This window comes from Acidocella facilis ATCC 35904 (assembly GCF_000687875.1).
Classification (GTDB): domain Bacteria; phylum Pseudomonadota; class Alphaproteobacteria; order Acetobacterales; family Acetobacteraceae; genus Acidocella; species Acidocella facilis.
Genome location: NZ_JHYG01000007.1, coordinates 98,035 through 115,854 on the forward strand (window position 1 = coordinate 98,035; position 17,820 = coordinate 115,854).

Genomic DNA, 17,820 nt, shown 5'->3' on the forward strand with positions numbered 1-17,820 from the left:
CCTGCCGCACTGGACGATCATATTGGCTGTCGATCCGGGGATTTTCCCGGGACGCAGCTTGGACATCGCTTGGACACCGCCATGACGTACCAGTCGCAAATTCGCCGCCAGACGGCGCTGATCTCCACCCGCAAGGCCCGCAAGGGCTGGGCGTCCCCCAGCTCATGGGCGGCCGCCATCGGCGTCGGTGTGGTCGCGTTCGGGATCTGGGCCGGCATCAACCGCCCGGCGACGAATATCGCGCCCTATACCGGCGAGATCGGCGGCTTCGCCTTCTCGCCCTTCCATAAAGGCGAGAGCCCGCAGACCGGCGATTACCCGACCACGGCACAGATCAAGTCCGATCTGGCGCTGGCGGCCAAGCACACCCACAATATCCGCACCTACACGGTCGAGGGCGATCTCGGGCAGATCCCGGCGCTGGCGCAGGGCATGGGGCTGAATGTCACACTCGGCGCCTGGCTGGACCGTCACCCCGAGGCCAACGCCAAGGAGCTGGCGAAGGTCGTGCAGGTGGCGAACGCCAACCCGGACGTGAAGCAGGTGATGGTCGGTAACGAGACCATCCTGCGTGGCGACCAGAGCGTGCCGGAGCTGGTCTCCGAGATCCGCTCGGTCGAGAAGCAGGTGCATGTGCCGGTTTCCACCGCCGAGCCCTGGCATGTCTGGCTGAAGCATCCTGAGCTGGCCAACTCGGTCGATTTCATCACCGTGCATCTGCTGCCCTACTGGGAAGGTGTGCCGGAGAAGATCGCCGTGCAGGACAGCATGAACCGCTATGAGGCGGTGCATAAGATGTACCCGAACAAGAAGATCGTGATCGGCGAAATCGGCTGGCCGTCGGACGGTATTGATATCGGCGCGGCGCGCGCCAACAACATCAACCAGGCCCGCTTCCTGCGCGATTTCTTCAATCTGGCGCAGCAGAAGCATCTCGATTACTTCGTGATGGAAGCCTTCGACCAGCCCTGGAAGACCAGCTTTGAGGGCCGTGCCGCCGGTTACTGGGGCATGTTCACGCTGGGCCGCCACCAGAAATGGTCGCTGACCGGCCCGGTCTGGAATCACCCCGAATGGATCTGGTACGCCGCCGGCGCGGCGCTGGCCAGCCTGCTCGCCACCATGGCGCTGCTCTCCCGCCGCCCGGATATCCGCTTCACCGGCAAGCTGCTCTTCGCGGCTCTGGTGGAAGGCTTCACCGCGACGCTGGCGATGCTGCTGATGTATATGGGCCAGACCTATCTCTCGCTGGGGGCTGCCGCGGTGTGGAGCGGGCTGGCGCTGGGGCAGGGGCTGCTGCTCTTCCTGTTGATCGCGGACAGTTTCGATCTGGTCGAGACCATCTTCGGCCGTATCGCCAAGCGGCATTTTGAGCCGATGCCGGCCCCGGCTGGCGCCAAGCTGCCGAAGGTTTCCATCCATCTGCCGATCTGCAACGAGCCGCCTCACATGGTGAAGCAGACGCTCGATAGCCTGGCCGCGCTGGACTATGACCGCTTCGAGGTTCTGGTGATCGACAACAACACCATGGACCCGGCTGTCTGGGAGCCGGTGGCCGAGCATTGCGCCCGGCTGGGGCCCAAGTTCCGCTTCTTCACCCTAGGCAAGTACAAAGGCTACAAGGCTGGCGCGCTGAACTTCGCCCTGCGTGAGACCGCCCCGGATGCCGAGGTGATCGGCGTGATCGACAGCGATTATCTGGTCGAGCCGGACTGGCTGCGCTCGATGGCCCCGGCCTTCGAGGACCCGGCGGTGGGCTTCACCCAGTCCCCGCAGGATTACCGGGATAATGACGGCTCGATCTTCAAGCGCATGATGTTCTGGGAATATGCCGGCTTCTTCCATACCGGCATGGTCACCCGCAATGAGCGCAACGCGATCATCCAGCACGGCACGATGACGCTGATCCGCAAGGAAGCGCTGCAGAACGAGAATGGCTGGGCCGAATGGTGCATCTGCGAGGACAGCCAGCTGGGTCTGCGCCTGTTCCGCGCTGGGTACGAGGCGGTCTATTCCAAGAAGAGCTTCGGCAAGGGCGTGATGCCGGACGATTACAACGCCTTCCGCAAGCAGCGTTACCGCTGGGCCTATGGCGCGATGCGGATTGTTCGCGGCAATGCGGCGGCTTTGTTCAACCCCTTCAACAAGGAGCTGACCGCCGGCCAGCGCTGGCACTTCATCACCGGCTGGCTGCCCTGGTTCGGCGACGCGCTGGGCATCGCCTTCCTGGCCATGGGTCTGGTCTGGTCGCTGGGGCTGATCCTGGATCCGGTGCGGTTTGAATTCCCGATCGCTTTGTTCATGCTGCCCTCGATCTTCCTGTTCGGCTTCAAGATCGTGCAGATCCTGGCCCTCTATAAGAGCCGCGTGCCTTGCGGCTTCTGGGACCGGGTGGGCGCTGCGGTTGCCGGGCTGGCGCTGAGCCACTCGATCGGCAAGGCGGTGTGGAAAGGCCTGTTCACCAACTCGCTGCCCTTCCTGCGCACGCCGAAGATGGAGAACGCCCCGGCCCTGGTGCAGGGTCTGGTGATGGCCCGCGAGGAGCTGGTGATCCTGGCTCTGACCTGGGGTGCGGCGCTGGGTGTCGGCTTTGGCCATCACTGGGCGACGCTGGAGACCAAGCTGTGGGTGGCGGTTTTGTTCACCCAGTCGATGCCTTATCTGGCCTCGGTCGGCGTCTCCATCCTGGCCGCCCTTCCGGCCAAGGCGCCCAAGCTGGTCGCCGCCCCCGCCGTCAAGCCGATGAAGGCCCCGGTGATGCACCCGGCGGCTGGGGATTAAGACTCGTAGGCACACGAGCTTGATGCCATGAATTGACCCTCCCGCTGTGCAGCGGGAGGGTTTTTTGTGCAACGCGACACAGCTTTGCAAAGGCTGGGCTTGCGTCGCCTTGGCCGGCAAGGCTAAGGGATACTTACCTGCCGCCATGGCGCGAACGAGACATGGTGGCACAGGCTTTATACGGGGCGGGGACGCCCTTTACGGGCTGTTTTGCACCGTCCTTTTCCAGATTCGCGCATGGGATACCGGACATTGACCGCCAGGGCATGGGCCTTCGGCGGTGGAGATGTTTGTTTTGACTGATTTGACCTTTGAGAGTTTTGGCCTGGCTTCCCCGATTTTGGGCGCATTGACCGCGGCGGGCTTCATCAAGCCCACCCCCATCCAGGCGAAAGCCATTCCCCACGCGCTGGCCGGGCGCGACGTTCTGGGCATCGCCCAGACCGGCACCGGCAAAACCGCCGCCTTCGCCCTGCCGATGATCAACGCGATGACCGACCGCCTGCACAGCAAGCGCTTCTCGACCCGCGCTCTGGTGCTGGCCCCCACCCGTGAGCTGGCGGTGCAGATCGAGCAGGAAATCAAGAAATTCGCCGCCGGGCTTGGCCTGCGCACGGTGCTGATCGTGGGCGGCGTCAGCCGCTTCGGCCAGGTGCAGCGCATGATGCGCGGTGCGGACATCGTGGTGGGTTGCCCCGGCCGCGTGGTGGATCTGATGAACACCCGCGAGCTGGTGATCGACCAGTGCCAGTTCTTCGTGCTGGACGAGGCTGACCGCATGCTGGATCTCGGCTTCATGCCGGATATCCGCAAGGTGGTGAACGTGCTGCCGGCGCGCCGCCAGTCGGCTCTGTTCTCCGCCACCATGCCGGCCGAAATCGCCAAGCTCGCCAATGGCCTGCTGCGTGAGCCGGTGCGCGTGGAAATCGAGGCGGTGGCCTCCACCCCGTCGCGCATCGAGCAGAGCGTGTATTTCGCAGAAGGGCCGGAGAAGCGCAACCTGCTGATCAAGCTGCTGCACCAGCCGGAATTCTCCAAAACCGTGGTGTTCACCCGCACCAAGCGCGGCGCCGACCGCGTGGCGCTGATGCTCAACAGCTCCAAGATCTCGGCCGCCGCCTTGCATGGCAATCTCAGCCAGAACCAGCGCCAGCGCGCCCTGGATGCGTTCAAGGCCGGTGAGGTGCGCGCCTTGGTTGCCACCGATATCGCGGCGCGCGGCATCGATGTGAATGCGGTTTCGCACGTGATCAATTTCGAGCTGCCGAATGAGCCGGAGAGCTATGTGCACCGCATCGGCCGCACCGCGCGCAACGGCGCGGATGGCGTGGCGGTGGCGTTCTGCGACGCGACCGAGCTGCCTTATCTGACCCAGATCGAGAAGCTGACCGGTATCAAGATGAAGGTGGCGGGCGGCGAGCGTCCGCGCCAGGCGATGCCGGTGAAGAAGCCGGCCCGCCATCCGGATATGCAGGTGCGCAAGATCAAGCCGAAGCGCCCGCCTTACCAGGAAAAGCGCAAGGTTGCGTAAGAGCTGAATATATTTATAGACGTTTTTGGGTGCCGCCTTTTTTCAAAAAGGCGGCATTTTTTTCGCAGCTTTTTGGCCTGTTGCTGGCCGTCCCGATTCAGACTACGCGGCTTTGCCGCTCCGTCATCGGGACGGGGCGGCACCAAAAACGTTTGATGTTTTGGAGTGGCGCTATGGGTGAGACGAAGCAGACGGTCATCGGCATCATTGGCGGGTCGGGGCTGTATAATATCGACGGTCTGACAGACACCAGCTGGGTCAAGGTCGAAACCCCCTGGGGCGATCCCTCTGACGAGCTCCTCGTCGGTTCCTTCCACGGCCAGAAGGTGGTGTTCCTGCCCCGCCACGGGCGCGGCCACAAGACCACGCCGACGGCGCTGAATTACCGCGCCAACATCCATGCGCTGAAATCGCTGGGGGTGACCGACATTCTCTCCCTCTCCGCCGTCGGCTCGCTGAAAGAGGAACTGCCGCCGGGGCATTTCGTCATCGTCGACCAGTTCATCGACCGCTCCTTCGCCCGCGAGAAGAGCTTCTTCGGCCCGGGCTGCGTCGCGCATGTGTCGATGGCGCATCCGGTTTGCGGGCGTCTGGGCGATGCGCTGGAAGCCAGCCTGAAGGCGCTGGACCTGCCGCATACGCGCGGCGGCACCTATCTGGTGATGGAAGGTCCGCAATTCTCCACCCTGGCGGAGAGCAACCTGTACCGCAGCTGGGGCTGCGCGGTGATCGGCATGACCAATATGCCCGAGGCCAAGCTCGCCCGCGAGGCGGAGATCGATTACGCTACCGTCGCCATGGTCACCGATTATGATTGCTGGCACGAGGACCATGACGCCGTCACCGTCGACCAGGTGGTGAAGGTGCTGCTCGGCAATGCCGACAAGGCCCGCGCCCTGGTGAAGGACGTGCTCCCCCGCCTGGCCGTACCGCGCACCGCTTGCGCGCATGGCTGCGACACCGCGCTGACCTACGCGCTGATCACCGCCCCCGAGGCGCGCGACCCGGAGGCGCTGAAGCGTCTTGAGGTTGTCGCCGGCCGCGTGCTCAAGGCCTGATATGTGCGGCCTTTGCGGTGATGGGCTGAACCGCCGCCAGCTGCTCTTTGCCGGGCTGGCGGCCCCCTTGGCGCTGGGGCCGCTCGATAAAGAAGGTCTGGTGGAGCCGGTGCTGCGGCTGCAACCACAATCCGGCCCGCGCCGTGTGGCGGTGACGCTGGATTGTTGCCCCGGCCATTTTGACATGCGGATCGCCGCGGTTCTGGTCGAGTGCCGCATCCCGGCCACCATCTTCGTCACCGCCGTCTGGATGCGGATGAACCCGGAGGGGCTGGCCTATTTCCTCCAGCACAAGGACATCTTCACCCTGGAAAACCATGGCGCGCGGCATCTGCCGCCGATCCTGGGCACCAGGCGCGTCTACGGGCTGGAGGTGGCCGGGAGCTGGCCCGCGATCCAGGCCGAGATCAATGGCGGGGCGTTGGCCATCACCCAGGCCACCGGGCGGGTGCCGCAATGGTATCGCGGGGCCGCCGGGCTCTACACCCCCTCGATGGTGCCGCGGATCGAGGCGCTGGGCGTGCGCGTGGCCGGTTATTCGCTGAATTCCGACGAAGGCGCCGGGCTGCCGGCCGCCATCGTGCAGGCGCGGATTGAGGCGGCGCGGGATGGCGATGTGATCGAAGGCCATATCAACCAGCCCAAGCGCGCCAGCGGGGCTGGCATTGCCGCCGGGCTTGCGGCGTTGCAACAAAGTGGCGCGCAGTTCGCCCGGCTAAGCTGAACTAACGCGGCCTGACGCCCAAATGTCGAAAAAAATGAACGGCCTGCGGTTTGTTCGCGGGCTGATCACCGCGCCTACATCCCGCCTTCACTATTTCGTGAGCTGAGCAAATAGGAAAATTTCCTTTAACCTAAGCTTGTTGCGACAAAGCAAAGAAAATCATTTCATAACATCTGTTAAAAAATTAACACGAACTCGTCTAATTTATAAGAGGAGCTTCGTGATGACGGATGGAACCGACACAAACGGCTGGGGGGGAACCGATACAGACGGTTGGGGTGGAAGCGACACAGACGATCAAACACCACCCAACCCATCTGAAAACCTATTCCCGTTTTATCTGCTGAGCGGCGACGATGGGGGCAGTAGCGTCTCGGTTGGTCTGCCATTTTCGCTACAGACGCAGCAGGTGGTTTCCCTCACCAGCTCGCCGATTTTATATGGCGGGGAAAATTTCCTCATCGTCGGCCAGACCGACACGCAGGTCTATATCGGCACCGCCAGCGAAACCGGCAACGGCAAGGTGATCGGCTTCGTGTTCGAGGACGCGACGACCCAGCAATATTTCCTGTTCTCCACCACGCCCTGGCTGCCATTTGGCACGCCGATTACCGTCAACGTCTCCAGCGGCGCCAACGATCCACAGCCGTATAACTGGGATCTCAGCACTGGCGGCGCGGCGGCCTATTGCTTCATGGCCGGGACCGAAATCGCCACCCCCACCGGCGGTGTCGCGGTCGAGATGCTGCGGGCAGGAGATCTGGTGCTCTGCCATGATGGCCGGGTGGCGCCGGTGAGCTGGGTGGGGGTGCAGACCATCGCCAGCCGCTTTGCCGACCGGTTGCGGGTGCTGCCCGTGCGCATCACCGCCGGTGCCCTCGGCAATGGGCTGCCCTGGCGCGACCTGCTGCTCTCGCCGGACCATGCGCTGCTGCTGGATGGCGTGCTGGTGCAGGCCGGCGCCCTGGTCAACGGCGCCAGCATCCGGCGTGAGACGAATCTGCCGGAGCGTTTCTGCTATTACCATGTCGAGCTTGCCGACCATGCGCTGCTGCTGGCCGAAGGGTTGCCGGCGGAGAGCTTCCTGGATCAGGTGTCAGTTTTCGCCTTCGATAACTGGCATGAGCGCCCGGCACCGGCCCAGGCCCGCGAGATGGCGCTGCCTCGGGTGAAATCCGCCCGCCAGCTGCCGCGCGCCCTGCGCGCGCGCAGCGCCGCCTGAGGGCACGATTCGGGCCGGCATGTCTGTGATCTGGCCGGCGGGGCACCCCGACGGCCTTTTTCACGCTGCTCGCCGGATCGGCCCAAACTGGCGGTTTTCCGCCGGCCAGGCCGCATTGCCAGAGGCTAGGATGCCGATTTTCCACAGGAAAATATACCCGTAGCGGATGATGACAGAAAAACTTCCCGCGCGGGACTTGCAGGCCCAACGGCAACAAGCTAGGAAGCGCCGCACCTTCGCGGGTTTCGCTGTCATAGCTCAGGGGTAGAGCACTTCATTGGTAATGAAGAGGTCCTGGGTTCAATTCCCAGTGACAGCACCAGCGAACTTGATCGGGGCGGCCTAATCGGTTAGGCAGCCTGGACCAAGGGCCCAGATAGCTCAGTTGGTAGAGCATGCGACTGAAAATCGCAGTGTCGCTGGTTCGATTCCGGCTCTGGGCACCATTTTCCCTCCCCTCTGAACTCGGCCGAATCTGCATTGCTTCGTGTGGCAACGATTTTTTGCGACGCAGCGCCACGCTTTTTTTGAAAAAACCTTTCTCCCGAGGGGGTTTAAGGCTGGTCTTTTCCGCAGGCCAAGGCTAGATATTTCGCATCCAGCCGGGCAAATTCAAAGAGTCCCTGGTTTGAACATAGAATCTTCGGTCGCGGACGTTCCGGCCAGACCGATCAACAGGAAAAGGCGCGTATAATGTCAAAAGCGTTCATTGCCGAGGTCATTCAGGAAACCGCCGAGATCACCGGCGTTGCCGCGAACCGTACGGCTACCGTTCTGATCGAAGCGATCGTTAAGGAAATGAAGAAGAACGGCAAGTTCACCCTGCCGTCCTTCGGCACCTTCACCGTCCGCAAGACTAAGGCGCGCAAGGGCGTGAACCCGCGCACCGGCGAGGAGATCAAGGTGAAGGCCGGCAAGACCGTGCGCTTCAAGGCCTCCCCGACGCTGAAGAAGCTGGTCTGATCGCACCTGCATTTGCGATAAAGAAACCCGGACCTGGTCCGGGTTTTTTTATGCGCTGCGCCGGGGGTATGAAGATGCCGAAAACCTTGCATTATGCCTGGAACGATGTCGCACCTTATGGCGATGCGAAGGCGGATCGCCGGCTGATCCCCGGGGCGGGAGGCGATTTGAAACGCGTGGCGGTGAAAGCCGGCACCCATGCCGCGCGCCACGCCCATGATTTCGAGCAGTTCGTGCTGATTTCAGAAGGGCAGGGCTGGCTGGTTTGCGAATCGGGCGAGATCGCGCTTCGCCCCGGCGTGGTGATTCATTTCGAGGCGAATGCCTGGCACGAAGCCTGGTTTGCAACCGACACCATGCTTTACGAAGTGAATTTCAAAAGCTGACGCCACATAAAGCGTCCCATAACGGGACAGGTGCGAAGCCGTCCCGGTTGCGACCAGCGGCGTTTGATCAGATATCCAGCTCTTCCACCTTGCCCGCGTTTTCCTGGATGAATTGAAAGCGCAGTTCCGGGCGCTTGCCCATCAAACTATCCACCAGCGTCGAGGTTTCCGCCCGCGCCTCAGGGGCCGCGACAATGCGCAGCAGCGTGCGTTTGGCCGGGTCCATCGTGGTTTCCTTCAGCACCGCGGGGGGCATTTCGCCAAGCCCTTTGAAGCGGCTGATTTCCACCTTGCTGCCGGGCTTGAAGTTTTTCATCAGCTTTTCGCGCGCGGCATCGTCCATCGCATAGATGCTCTTTGCCCCTTGCGTCAGGCGATAGAGCGGCGGCTGCGCCAGATAGACATGGCCGTGGCGGATCAGCTCCGGCAGCTCGCGGTAGAAAAACGTCATCAGCAGCGAGGCGATATGCGCGCCGTCCACATCCGCGTCGGTCATGATGATGATGCGCTCATAACGCAGATTGGCGCGGTTGAAAGCGGTCCCGGTGCCGCAGCCCAGCGCCTCGATCAGATCCTTCAGCTCCTGATTCTGCTTCAGCTTCTCCACCGAGGCGGAGGCGACATTCAGGATCTTGCCTTTCAGCGGCAGGATCGCCTGGGAGTTGCGATTGCGCGCCTGCTTGGCGGAGCCGCCGGCGGAATCGCCCTCGACCAGAAAGATCTCGGTGCCCTCGGCGCTTTCCGTGGCGCAATCGGCCAGCTTGCCGGGCAGGCGCAGCCGCCTTGTGGCGGATTTGCGCGGCGTGTCCTTCAACTCCTTACGGCGGATGCGCTCTTCCGCGCGGTCCACCACATAGGCCAGGAGATTATCGGCATTGGCCGGGTCGCCGGCGAGATAATGGTCGAAGCGGTCGCGCAGCGAGGTCTCGGTCAGGCGCGTGGCTTCCTGGGTGGTCAGCTTCTCCTTGGTCTGGCCCTGGAATTGCGGATCGCGGATGAAGAGCGAGAGCTTGGCCCGCAAGCCCCCGAACACGTCCTCGGCGATGATCGCCGCACCGCGCTTATTGCCGCGCGTCTCCGCCCAGGCGCGCAGGCCTTTCAGCAGGGCGGCGCGCATCCCGGCCTCATGGGTGCCGCCCAGCGGGGTGGGGACGGTGTTGCAGTACGTGTCCACACTGCTCTCGCCCTGTTCCAGCCAGGCCAGGGCCCATTCCAGCTTGCCCTGCTCCTGGCCGCCGATCGGCGCGAATTTCGCCTCCCCGGCCCAGATCTCCGGGAGCACCAGGGGGGCGCTGCCCAGCTCGGCCGCCAGCGAATCGCGCAAACCGCCGGGGAAATGCAGCTCCGCCTCGGCCGGCACCTCCGAGTCGGATTTCAGCAGGCTGGGATCGCAGCTCCAGCGGATCTTCACCCCCCGGAACAGATAAGCTTTCGAGCGGCAGAGCTTGAACAGCCGGGCGGGGGAGAATCTCAGGCTCCCAAAAATCTCGGTATCCGGCACGAAGCCGATGGTGGTGCCGCGCCGGTTCTGGGCCGCGCCCACTTCCTCCAGCCTGGTCTGCGGCACGCCCCGCACATAGCTCTGGCGGTACAGCTTGCGGTCCTTCGCCACCTCGGCGGTGAAGCTTGAGGAGAGCGCGTTCACCACCGAGGAGCCCACGCCGTGCAGCCCGCCTGAGGTGGCATAGGCCTTGCCAGAGAATTTGCCACCCGAATGCAGCGTGGTGAAAATCACCTCCAGCGCGGATTTGGTCTTGAATTTCGGATGCGGATCGACCGGGATGCCCCGGCCATTATCGCGGACGGTGAGCTGGTTGCCCTCATCCAGCCGCATCTCGATGGTGCTGGCATGGCCGGCCACCGCCTCGTCCATGGAATTGTCGAGAATTTCGGCGGCCAGATGGTGCAGGGCGTTCTCATCCGTGCCGCCAATATACATGCCAGGCCGCCGGCGGACGGGCTCCAGCCCCTCCAGCACCTCGATATCCTTCGCGCCATAGCTGTCCTTGGCGGGGATGGTCTCGAACAGGTCACTACTCAACGCGGCCGACTCCTACGCTGCACCGGGCGTCTTGGTTGCCATGGCCGGTGCCGCGCAGGCAAGAGGGGCCCCCTATTCGCCCACCCGGTGCAGATCGTAAGAGCGAATGCCGGGCTCCCCGGTAAAGCTGAACCAGTCGCCATGGTTCAGCGTGTTGCGGGTGTCGTAATAGCCCGAGCGCCAATGCTCCTTCATGGAGATGCGGCTGAACTCGTAATCCTTCGCATCCCCCTCATAGGCTTTCTGCTGGTAGATCAACTGCATGATGTTGATCTCGGGCAGCTGGCGCAGATCGGATTTCATCTGCTTCTGCTCGCTGGTCAGCTCATTATCCGGCACCTTGCCCAGCGCGTCGCGCAAAGCCTGTTTCAGCCGGTGGGTCTGCAGGAAATGGTCGGTGGTGGTGCGGGTGCGCGAGGAGTACTGAATGTCCTTCTGCCGGGCCAGAACCTCCGGCATGTCGCGCGGCACCTCGCCGCGGGCGGAGAACAGATCCACCTGGAAGGCCAGCAGGTTCTGCGAGCCGATATTATCCAGCAGATGCTGCAGCGGGGTGTTGGAGACCAGCCCGCCATCCCAGTAATGGTGCCGCCCGATCCGGACCATCGGCAGCCCCGGCGGCAGCGCGCCGGAGGCCATGATGTGCTCGGGCTCCAGATCGCGCTCGGCATTGTCGAAATAGACGAAATTCGCCGTCTCGACATTCACCGCCCCCACCGCGAGGCGGATCTGGCCTTCATTGATCAGCTTGAAATCCGCGAGCTTTTCCAGCGTGCGGTGCAGGGGCGCGGTATCGTACAGTGCGGTGGCGAAGCGCGCCCCGCGCGGGGCGAAGAAGCCCGAGGCCGGCACCGGGCGGAAGAAGCCAGGCTGGCCGAAAAACATGCCATGCATGGCCGAGAGCCCATTGCGCAGCTTGCGGGCATTATCGCCCTCGAACCAGGTGGTGTAGGGGTCCCGGGCGGTGATATCCATCCAGAATTTTTCCAGCTTCTCCAGCCGGTGCTCGGGCTTGTTGCCGGCGATGATGGCGGAGTTCACGGCGCCGATGGACACCCCCGCCACCCAGTCCGGCTCCAGCCCGGCCTCATGCAGCGCCTGATAGACGCCCGCCTGATACGCCCCCAGCGCGCCGCCACCTTGCAGCACCAGCCCGACCACATCGCAACCCTTCGGCCGGGCGACCGGCGCGATCGGGTCCAGCGGGCGGCGATGCGGGCGTTTGGGATCGGAGAGCATGTCCATGGGCGGTCAATCCTTCTCGGCTGACGAATGGTCTCGAATATTTAAGGCAACGCTTATATTGGCAAGAAAATCATGCCATCCCAGGGCGATCTGTCAAACCGGCCATGCGAGAAGGATCAATGACATGACGGCCGCCCTGGCGCCAGGGCGGCCGCTTCTACGACGCAGGAGATCTCAGCGCAGATGTTCGGCGAAAAACGCCAGAGCCCGCAGCTCCGCCAGCTCCCAATCCTTGCGGCTATAGCTGGCCCGGGCCTCGCAGCCAAAGCCGTGCTGCGCGCCTTCATAGACGAACACATCCGCCCCCGGCTGCGCCGCCTTGATCGCCTGCACGTCGTTCATCGGAATGCCGTGATCCTCGGTGCCGAAATGCATCTGCACCGGGCAATTGGGCTTGGCGTCCTTGTTGGCGGCAATGGCGCCGCCATACCAGCAGCTGGCGGCCTTGAAGCCCTTGGTCCGCGTCGCCGCGTCCCAGGCCAGGCTGCCGCCCCAGCAATAGCCGATGATGCCCACAGGTTCGCCCTCGCCGAAGGCGGCGGCGGTCGCCTGCAAATCCAGCAGCGCCTGTTCGGGGGTTACTTGCTGCATCAGCGCCCGCCCCTCGGCGATGCCCTCCTGGTCATAGCCCAGCTCGATCCCGGGGGTGACGCGGTCGAACATCGCCGGTGCCAGCACCCGGTAGCCGAACCCGGCCAGGCGCTCGGCGACATTGCGGATATGCTGGTTGACGCCGAAAATCTCCTGCACGACGACAAGCCCGCGCTTGGCGTTGACGTTGCCGGCTTCATAGGCATGGAATTTATGGCCGTCGGCGGCGGTGAGGGTCATCATCGGCGGGTGATCCTTGTTCTGGCTGGCGGTGGTCTGGCGGGCGGTTCAGCCGGCGAGGGATGCGAAATCCCGCGCCAGCGTCTCATAGATGTCGCGCTTGAAGGCCACCGCAAGGGCCGGCAGCTCGGATAGTTTCACCCAGCGCCAATCCTCGAATTCCGGATGGGCATCGGCGGTGAGGTCGATATCCTCGTCGCGCCCGGTGAAACGCAGCGCGAACCATTTCTGCCGCTGGCCGCGATATTTGCCCTTCCAGGCAACCCCGATCAGCGCCGGCGGCAGGTCATAGACCAGCCAGTCCGGATGCTCGGCGATGATCTCCGCCTTATCGGTGCCGATCTCTTCCTTCATCTCGCGCAGCACCGCCGCGCGCGGATCCTCCCCCTCATCGACGCCGCCTTGCGGCAGCTGCCAGGCATCGGGGTAGTTCTTGCGCTTGCCGACGAAAACGCGCCCGTCTTGCGCGAATAGCACAACGCCGACATTGAGCCGATAGGGCAGGGAGGATTTCTCGGTCATCGCGGCGTCTCACCTAAAATTTGCAAAAGTTTTTGGGGTGTGGCCCTTTTTTCAAAAAGGGCCACAGAACGTCTGGGGTGGTGGCAACTTGGTTGCTTCCGCCCCGGCGTTTTCGCCGCATTTTTGAGCCGCGCTGGGCGGGCCGATTCAGAGACAGCAGCAAGGCTGCTTGCTCATCGGCGCGCCAGCGGCCCCAAAAAACTTTGTCAGTTTGCCGCCGTCGTCGTCGAGGCGGGCTTCATGTCGGCAATCAGCTTCAGCGCCATCTGCAGCTGGAAGTCGGTCGCCGGCTTGGTCGGGTCGAATTTCGGCCAGTTGGCGGGCGGCTTGCTGGGGATGCTGGCGGCCACCGGCGGCAGCGGCAGCGGCGGCGGCAGTGACGCGGCCTTCTGCTGGGTCGGGTTGGTGAAGGCGTGCAGCAGGTCGGTCTCACGCAGCTGCGCGAAGCTGTCCTCCGGCGTGGCGCTGTCCGCCACCGTTACGTTCGGGGTCACGCCGTAATCCTGGATCGACTTGCCCGACGGGGTGAAATACAGCGCCGTGGTCAGACGCAGCGCACCCTCATTGTCGATCGGGATGATCGTTTGCACCGAGCCCTTGCCGAAGGTCTTGGTGCCCAGCACCAGCGCCCGGCGGTTCTGCTGCAGGGCGGCGGTGACAATTTCGGCCGCCGAGGCGGTGCCGGAATTGGTCAGCACCACGATCGGCGCGCCATTGGTGATGTCATTGCCCTGGGCGTACCAGGCTTGGTCGTCCTCCGAATGGCGGCCATGGGTGGAGACGATCTCGCCGCTGGTGACGAAATCATCGGACACCGCCACCGCCTGGTCGAGCAGCCCGCCGGGATTGTCGCGCAGATCCAGGATATAGCCATGGATCGGCCCATGCGCCTGCTTGTTCAGGCTCTTCACCGCGGCGCGGATATGCGCATCGGCATTCTCATCGAAACTATCGAGGCGGATATAGCCGACCGGCCCGGCGGTGCTGGTGAGCAGCTTGCTCTTCACATCGTCGATCTTGATGATCTCGCGGGTGAGGGTGACATGCACCGGCGTGTTCACGCCGTTGCGCTTCAAGGTGAGGGTGATCTGCGTGCCCGGCGCGCCGCGCATCTTGGAGACGGCATCATCCAGCGACAGCCCTTCGGTGGCGTGGCCGTCGATCTCCACGATGATGTCACCCGGCTTGATCCCAGCCTTCTGGCCAGGCGTGCCGTCGATCGGGGTGATCACCTTCAGCAGCCCGCTGGCCTCGGTCACTTCCAGCCCCAGCCCGCCGAACTGGCCGGAGGTCTGCACCTGCATGTCCGAATATTGCTGCGCATTCATGTAGCTGGAATGCGGGTCCAGCCCGGAGAGCATGCCGTTGGCGGCATTGTAGATCAGCTTGTCGGTCGGCGGGTCGATCACGTAGTTCTGCTTGATCTGCGACAATATGTCACCAAAAAGCGAGAGCTGCTGATAGGTGCTGTCGCTCGGGGCGTTGTCGCCGAAGGCGCGGGAGAGGGGCTGTGTCAGCGATCCGGCGGCCAGACCGACCACGAAAACCCCGCCGAGCATCAAACCACCGCGCAAACGCATATATTTATCCCTTCAAACGCCGGGCGTATCGCCCTGGCCCTATTAGATAGCATCCCGCCCGGATTATCCAGAGTGGCCGGAAGCCAGCCAGGACGTCGGGTCCACCGGCTCACCACCCCGGCGCAGCTCCACATAGAGGCGCGGCTGGCGGGTGGGATCGGCGGCGCTGAAGGGCTGCATGCTGCCCAGCGGCTGGCCATGGGCGATGCGCTGGCCCTGCGAGACGTCGAGATGGCTCATCCCCGCCAGCACGGCGGAGAGGCTGGTGCCGCAATCCACGATCACCACCTGGCCATAGCCCGAGAGCGGGCCGCCATAGAGAATGGTGCCGTTGCACGGGCTGGTGACGCGTGCCCCCGGGGCGGCGGCGTAGGAAATGCCGGTGGCCGGGCCGGCCACGGTGGCGGCGCCATAGGGCTGGATGATATGCCCCGCCACCGGCGCGCCCGCCCCGCCGCTGGGCAGGTTTACAGGAGTCGCCGGGGCTGGGGTTTTCGGCACCAGATTGGCGATGGCCTGGTCCAGATCCGTCAGCTCATGCTTGGCCTTGGCGGCGGCGGCGGCCTCGGCCACCTTCTGGTCCGCCGCATCCTGCTCATCCTGCCTGGCCTGGTCGATATCCATGGAGAGCTTTGCCTCCGCCGCCTGCTGCGCGGCCACGGCGGCATCCAGCGCCTCGCGCGCGGCTTGCGCCTGGGTAATGGCGCTGGTCAGGGTCGCGGTCTCGGTTTTCACCGCCCGCGCCTGGTCGGAGACCTCCTGCGCCACCCCTTGCAGAATGGCGATGCCGCGGACGCTGTCCACCGGCGATTGCGGGGCGGCGAGCAGCGTGGTGGCGGGCGCGGCGGAGAGGCGCTGCATCACCGGCAGCAGCGCCTTCAGCGCCGCCTGCGCCTGGTCCAGCCGGGCGGCGGCGGCATTCTGGGCGGCGGTGAGCATGGCGAGCTGGTTGGCATCCTTGGAGGTCTGGTCCTCCAGCCCGCGCAAGGCGGCGGCGGCCTGCACCTGCTGCTGCGCCAGCGCCGCGGCTTTCTGTTCCACCGCCTTCTGGTGCGCCGCCGCCGCCGCTTCCGCCGCTTGATGCGCCTTGATCGCGGCGGCGGCGGCAGCGCGCTCTTTCTTCAGCTTGGCGGCGTCGGCGCTGTCCTGGTGGTGCGGAGCCAGATGGCGCTCCTTCGCCAAGGCCGGGGCCGCGCAGCCCAGCCAGAGCGTGGCCAGCCCCGCATTTTGCAGGAGACGCTTAACCCTCACCTCAGCCGAACAGCGGCTTGCCGGTCATCGCGGGCGGCTGCGCCACGCCCATCAGCTTCAGCAGGGTCGGCGCGATATCGGCCAGAATGCCGTCATGCAGCTTGATCCCCGCCGGCCCGCCAGCGATCAGCACCGGCACCGGATTGGTGGTGTGCGCGGTATGCGGCCCGCCGGTCTCCGGGTCGCGCATCATCTCGCAATTGCCGTGATCGGCGGTGACGAGAATCGCCCCGCCCTGCGCCTGCACCGCCGCCCAGATCTTACCCAAGCCCGCATCAACCGTCTCCACCGCCTTGATCGCGGCGGGCAGCGAGCCGGTATGGCCGACCATGTCCGGATTGGCGAAATTCAGGATGATCATGTCGAACGTCCCGGTCTTGATCGCCGCCACCGCCTTCTCGGTCAGCTCCGGCGCGGACATTTCCGGCTGCAGATCATAGGTGGCGACCTTCGGCGAAGGCACCATGATCCGCTCTTCGCCAGGGAAGGGCGTCTCCATCCCGCCATTGAAGAAATAGGTCACGTGCGGATATTTCTCCGTCTCGGCCATGCGCAGCTGCTTCAGCCCGGCCTTGGAGACGATTCCGCCCAGCAGATCATCCATGCGCTGCGGCGCGAAGATGGTTTGCATGAACGGCGCCAGCGCGTCCGAATAGGCGGTCATGCCCACCGCCCCCACCAGCTTGGGCTGGCGCGGCTGGAAGCCGTCGAAGGACGGGTCGAGCAACGCGGTGAGGATCTCGCGCACCCGGTCCGCCCGGTAATTGGCGCAGATCACCCCATCCCCATCCTTGATCCCGCCATAATCGCCGATCACGGCGGGCTTGATGAACTCATCGGTGATCTTAGCCTCGTAGCTGGCCTGGATCGCCGCCTCGGCGCTGGGGAAATGCGCGCCCTTGGCATCCACCAGCAGCTCATAAGCCTGTTGCACGCGCTCCCAGCGTTTGTCGCGGTCCATGGCGTAATAGCGCCCGACCAGCGTGCCCAGCTTGGCACTCTCGCCCAGCCCGGCCAGGAATTTTTCCATATAGCCGAGCCCGGCCTGGGGTGGGGTGTCGCGCCCATCCATCCAGCCATGGGCGATGACGGGAATGCCCGCCTCGTGCAAAATCTTCGCCAGCGCCACCGCATGGTCCTGGTGCGAATGCACCCCGCCCGGCGAGACCAGCCCCAGCAGATGCGCGGTGCCCCCACTCTTCTTCAGCGCCGCGATGAAGCCCTGCACCGTCTCGTTCCTGGCCAGCGCGCCATCCTCGATGGCGGCATCGACGCGCGGCAGATCCTGCATCACCGTCCGCCCGGCGCCGATATTCAGATGCCCGACCTCGGAATTGCCCATCTGCCCGCTCGGCAGCCCGACCACCCGGCCCGAAGTGGTGAGAAAGGCGCGCGGGCAGGTCTCCCAGAGCGCATCGAAATGCGGCGTATTCGCCTGCGCGACGGCATTGTCCTGCGGCGACTCGTTCCAGCCGAAGCCATCGAGGATCACCAGCATCACGGGTTTCTTGGCCATTTCAGTCCTTAACATAAGCGTTCCGCGGATGTTTTATGAAACTCCCGCCCGCTTGGCCATGCTGGGCACCAGGGAAGTGCGCCGCAATTCAAAAAAACCCCGGTTTGGCATCGTTGTACCCTTCCATGCCACGTCGCCCCATGCTCAGCTCGCTTTACCCTCACCGTTA

At 64.2% G+C, this 17,820-nt stretch carries 14 protein-coding genes and 2 tRNA genes; 9 read left to right on the forward strand and 7 right to left on the reverse strand.

All coding sequences use genetic code 11. The features are described 5' to 3' along the window. Nucleotides 1-81: 81 nt before the first annotated feature. The 9 genes from T331_RS0110815 (at nt 82) to T331_RS0110860 (ending at nt 8,665) form a co-directional block, all read left to right on the forward strand. Nucleotides 82-2,781 (forward strand): glycosyltransferase, encoded by a 2,700-nt coding sequence (locus T331_RS0110815; protein ID WP_026440024.1) that lies wholly within the window; start codon nt 82-84, stop codon nt 2,779-2,781. 286 nt (nt 2,782-3,067) lie between these two features. Next, nucleotides 3,068-4,312, forward strand: coding sequence for a DEAD/DEAH box helicase (locus T331_RS0110820; RefSeq protein WP_008492519.1), 1,245 nt, complete (start codon nt 3,068-3,070; stop codon nt 4,310-4,312). Between the two features lie 173 nt (nt 4,313-4,485). Then, the gene (locus T331_RS0110825) at nt 4,486-5,370 is read left to right on the forward strand and encodes an S-methyl-5'-thioadenosine phosphorylase (RefSeq protein ID WP_026440025.1); all 885 of its coding nucleotides are present in this window, start codon (nt 4,486-4,488) and stop codon (nt 5,368-5,370) included. Between the two features lies 1 nt (nt 5,371). Then, nucleotides 5,372-6,094 (forward strand): polysaccharide deacetylase family protein, encoded by a 723-nt coding sequence (locus T331_RS0110830; RefSeq protein WP_026440026.1) that lies wholly within the window; start codon nt 5,372-5,374, stop codon nt 6,092-6,094. A gap of 409 nt (nt 6,095-6,503) precedes the next feature. Continuing rightward, nucleotides 6,504-7,316: a Hint domain-containing protein gene (locus tag T331_RS19205; RefSeq protein WP_008492523.1), complete on the forward strand. Its 813-nt coding sequence runs from the start codon at nt 6,504-6,506 to the stop codon at nt 7,314-7,316. Between the two features lie 247 nt (nt 7,317-7,563). Next, nucleotides 7,564-7,638, forward strand: a tRNA-Thr gene (locus T331_RS0110845). Nucleotides 7,639-7,686: 48 nt separating this feature from the next. After that, nucleotides 7,687-7,762, forward strand: a tRNA-Phe gene (locus T331_RS0110850). Nucleotides 7,763-8,009: 247 nt separating this feature from the next. Then, nucleotides 8,010-8,279: an HU family DNA-binding protein gene (locus tag T331_RS0110855; protein WP_008492525.1), complete on the forward strand. Its 270-nt coding sequence runs from the start codon at nt 8,010-8,012 to the stop codon at nt 8,277-8,279. A gap of 74 nt (nt 8,280-8,353) precedes the next feature. After that, on the forward strand, nt 8,354-8,665 hold the full coding sequence (locus T331_RS0110860; RefSeq protein WP_026440027.1) for a cupin domain-containing protein: 312 nt from the start codon (nt 8,354-8,356) through the stop codon (nt 8,663-8,665). 67 nt (nt 8,666-8,732) lie between these two features. On the opposite strand, the gene parE is transcribed toward T331_RS0110860, so the two are convergent. The 7 genes from parE to gpmI all read right to left on the reverse strand — a co-directional run bounded on the left by parE (nt 8,733) and on the right by gpmI (nt 17,651). Beyond that, nucleotides 8,733-10,706, reverse strand: a complete 1,974-nt coding sequence (parE, locus tag T331_RS0110865; RefSeq protein WP_026440028.1) for a DNA topoisomerase IV subunit B — start codon at nt 10,704-10,706, stop codon at nt 8,733-8,735. A gap of 72 nt (nt 10,707-10,778) precedes the next feature. After that, a complete protein-coding gene (locus T331_RS0110870) occupies nt 10,779-11,951 on the reverse strand; it encodes a patatin-like phospholipase family protein (protein ID WP_008492528.1) in 1,173 nt (390 codons plus the stop codon). Between the two features lie 174 nt (nt 11,952-12,125). After that, a complete protein-coding gene (locus T331_RS0110875) occupies nt 12,126-12,785 on the reverse strand; it encodes a dienelactone hydrolase family protein (protein ID WP_026440030.1) in 660 nt (219 codons plus the stop codon). 45 nt (nt 12,786-12,830) lie between these two features. Further along, nucleotides 12,831-13,304 carry an RNA pyrophosphohydrolase gene (locus tag T331_RS0110880; RefSeq protein WP_026440031.1) on the reverse strand — a complete coding sequence of 158 codons (474 nt, stop codon included), beginning with the start codon at nt 13,302-13,304 and terminating at the stop codon, nt 12,831-12,833. Between the two features lie 206 nt (nt 13,305-13,510). Then, nucleotides 13,511-14,884, reverse strand: coding sequence for a S41 family peptidase (locus T331_RS0110885; protein WP_026440032.1), 1,374 nt, complete (start codon nt 14,882-14,884; stop codon nt 13,511-13,513). 63 nt (nt 14,885-14,947) lie between these two features. After that, on the reverse strand, nt 14,948-16,135 hold the full coding sequence (locus tag T331_RS0110890; protein ID WP_026440033.1) for a murein hydrolase activator EnvC family protein: 1,188 nt from the start codon (nt 16,133-16,135) through the stop codon (nt 14,948-14,950). 1 nt (nt 16,136) lies between these two features. Beyond that, on the reverse strand, nt 16,137-17,651 hold the full coding sequence (gene gpmI, locus T331_RS0110895; RefSeq protein ID WP_026440034.1) for a 2,3-bisphosphoglycerate-independent phosphoglycerate mutase: 1,515 nt from the start codon (nt 17,649-17,651) through the stop codon (nt 16,137-16,139). Between the last annotated feature and the right edge of the window lie 169 nt (nt 17,652-17,820).

Excerpts from the sequence above, each read along its gene's own strand:
- T331_RS0110815 (WP_026440024.1), top strand. The coding sequence starts at position 82 with ATGACGTACCAGTCGCAAATTCGCCGCCAGACGGCGCTGATCTCCACC.
- T331_RS0110820 (WP_008492519.1), top strand. The coding sequence starts at position 3,068 with ATGTTTGTTTTGACTGATTTGACCTTTGAGAGTTTTGGCCTGGCTTCC.
- T331_RS0110825 (WP_026440025.1), top strand. The coding sequence starts at position 4,486 with ATGGGTGAGACGAAGCAGACGGTCATCGGCATCATTGGCGGGTCGGGG.
- T331_RS0110830 (WP_026440026.1), top strand. The coding sequence starts at position 5,372 with ATGTGCGGCCTTTGCGGTGATGGGCTGAACCGCCGCCAGCTGCTCTTT.
- T331_RS0110855 (WP_008492525.1), top strand. The coding sequence starts at position 8,010 with ATGTCAAAAGCGTTCATTGCCGAGGTCATTCAGGAAACCGCCGAGATC.
- T331_RS0110860 (WP_026440027.1), top strand. The coding sequence starts at position 8,354 with ATGCCGAAAACCTTGCATTATGCCTGGAACGATGTCGCACCTTATGGC.
- T331_RS0110870 (WP_008492528.1), bottom strand. The coding sequence starts at position 11,951 with ATGGACATGCTCTCCGATCCCAAACGCCCGCATCGCCGCCCGCTGGAC.
- T331_RS0110875 (WP_026440030.1), bottom strand. The coding sequence starts at position 12,785 with ATGATGACCCTCACCGCCGCCGACGGCCATAAATTCCATGCCTATGAA.
- T331_RS0110880 (WP_026440031.1), bottom strand. The coding sequence starts at position 13,304 with ATGACCGAGAAATCCTCCCTGCCCTATCGGCTCAATGTCGGCGTTGTG.
- T331_RS0110885 (WP_026440032.1), bottom strand. The coding sequence starts at position 14,884 with ATGCGTTTGCGCGGTGGTTTGATGCTCGGCGGGGTTTTCGTGGTCGGT.
- gpmI (WP_026440034.1), bottom strand. The coding sequence starts at position 17,651 with ATGGCCAAGAAACCCGTGATGCTGGTGATCCTCGATGGCTTCGGCTGG.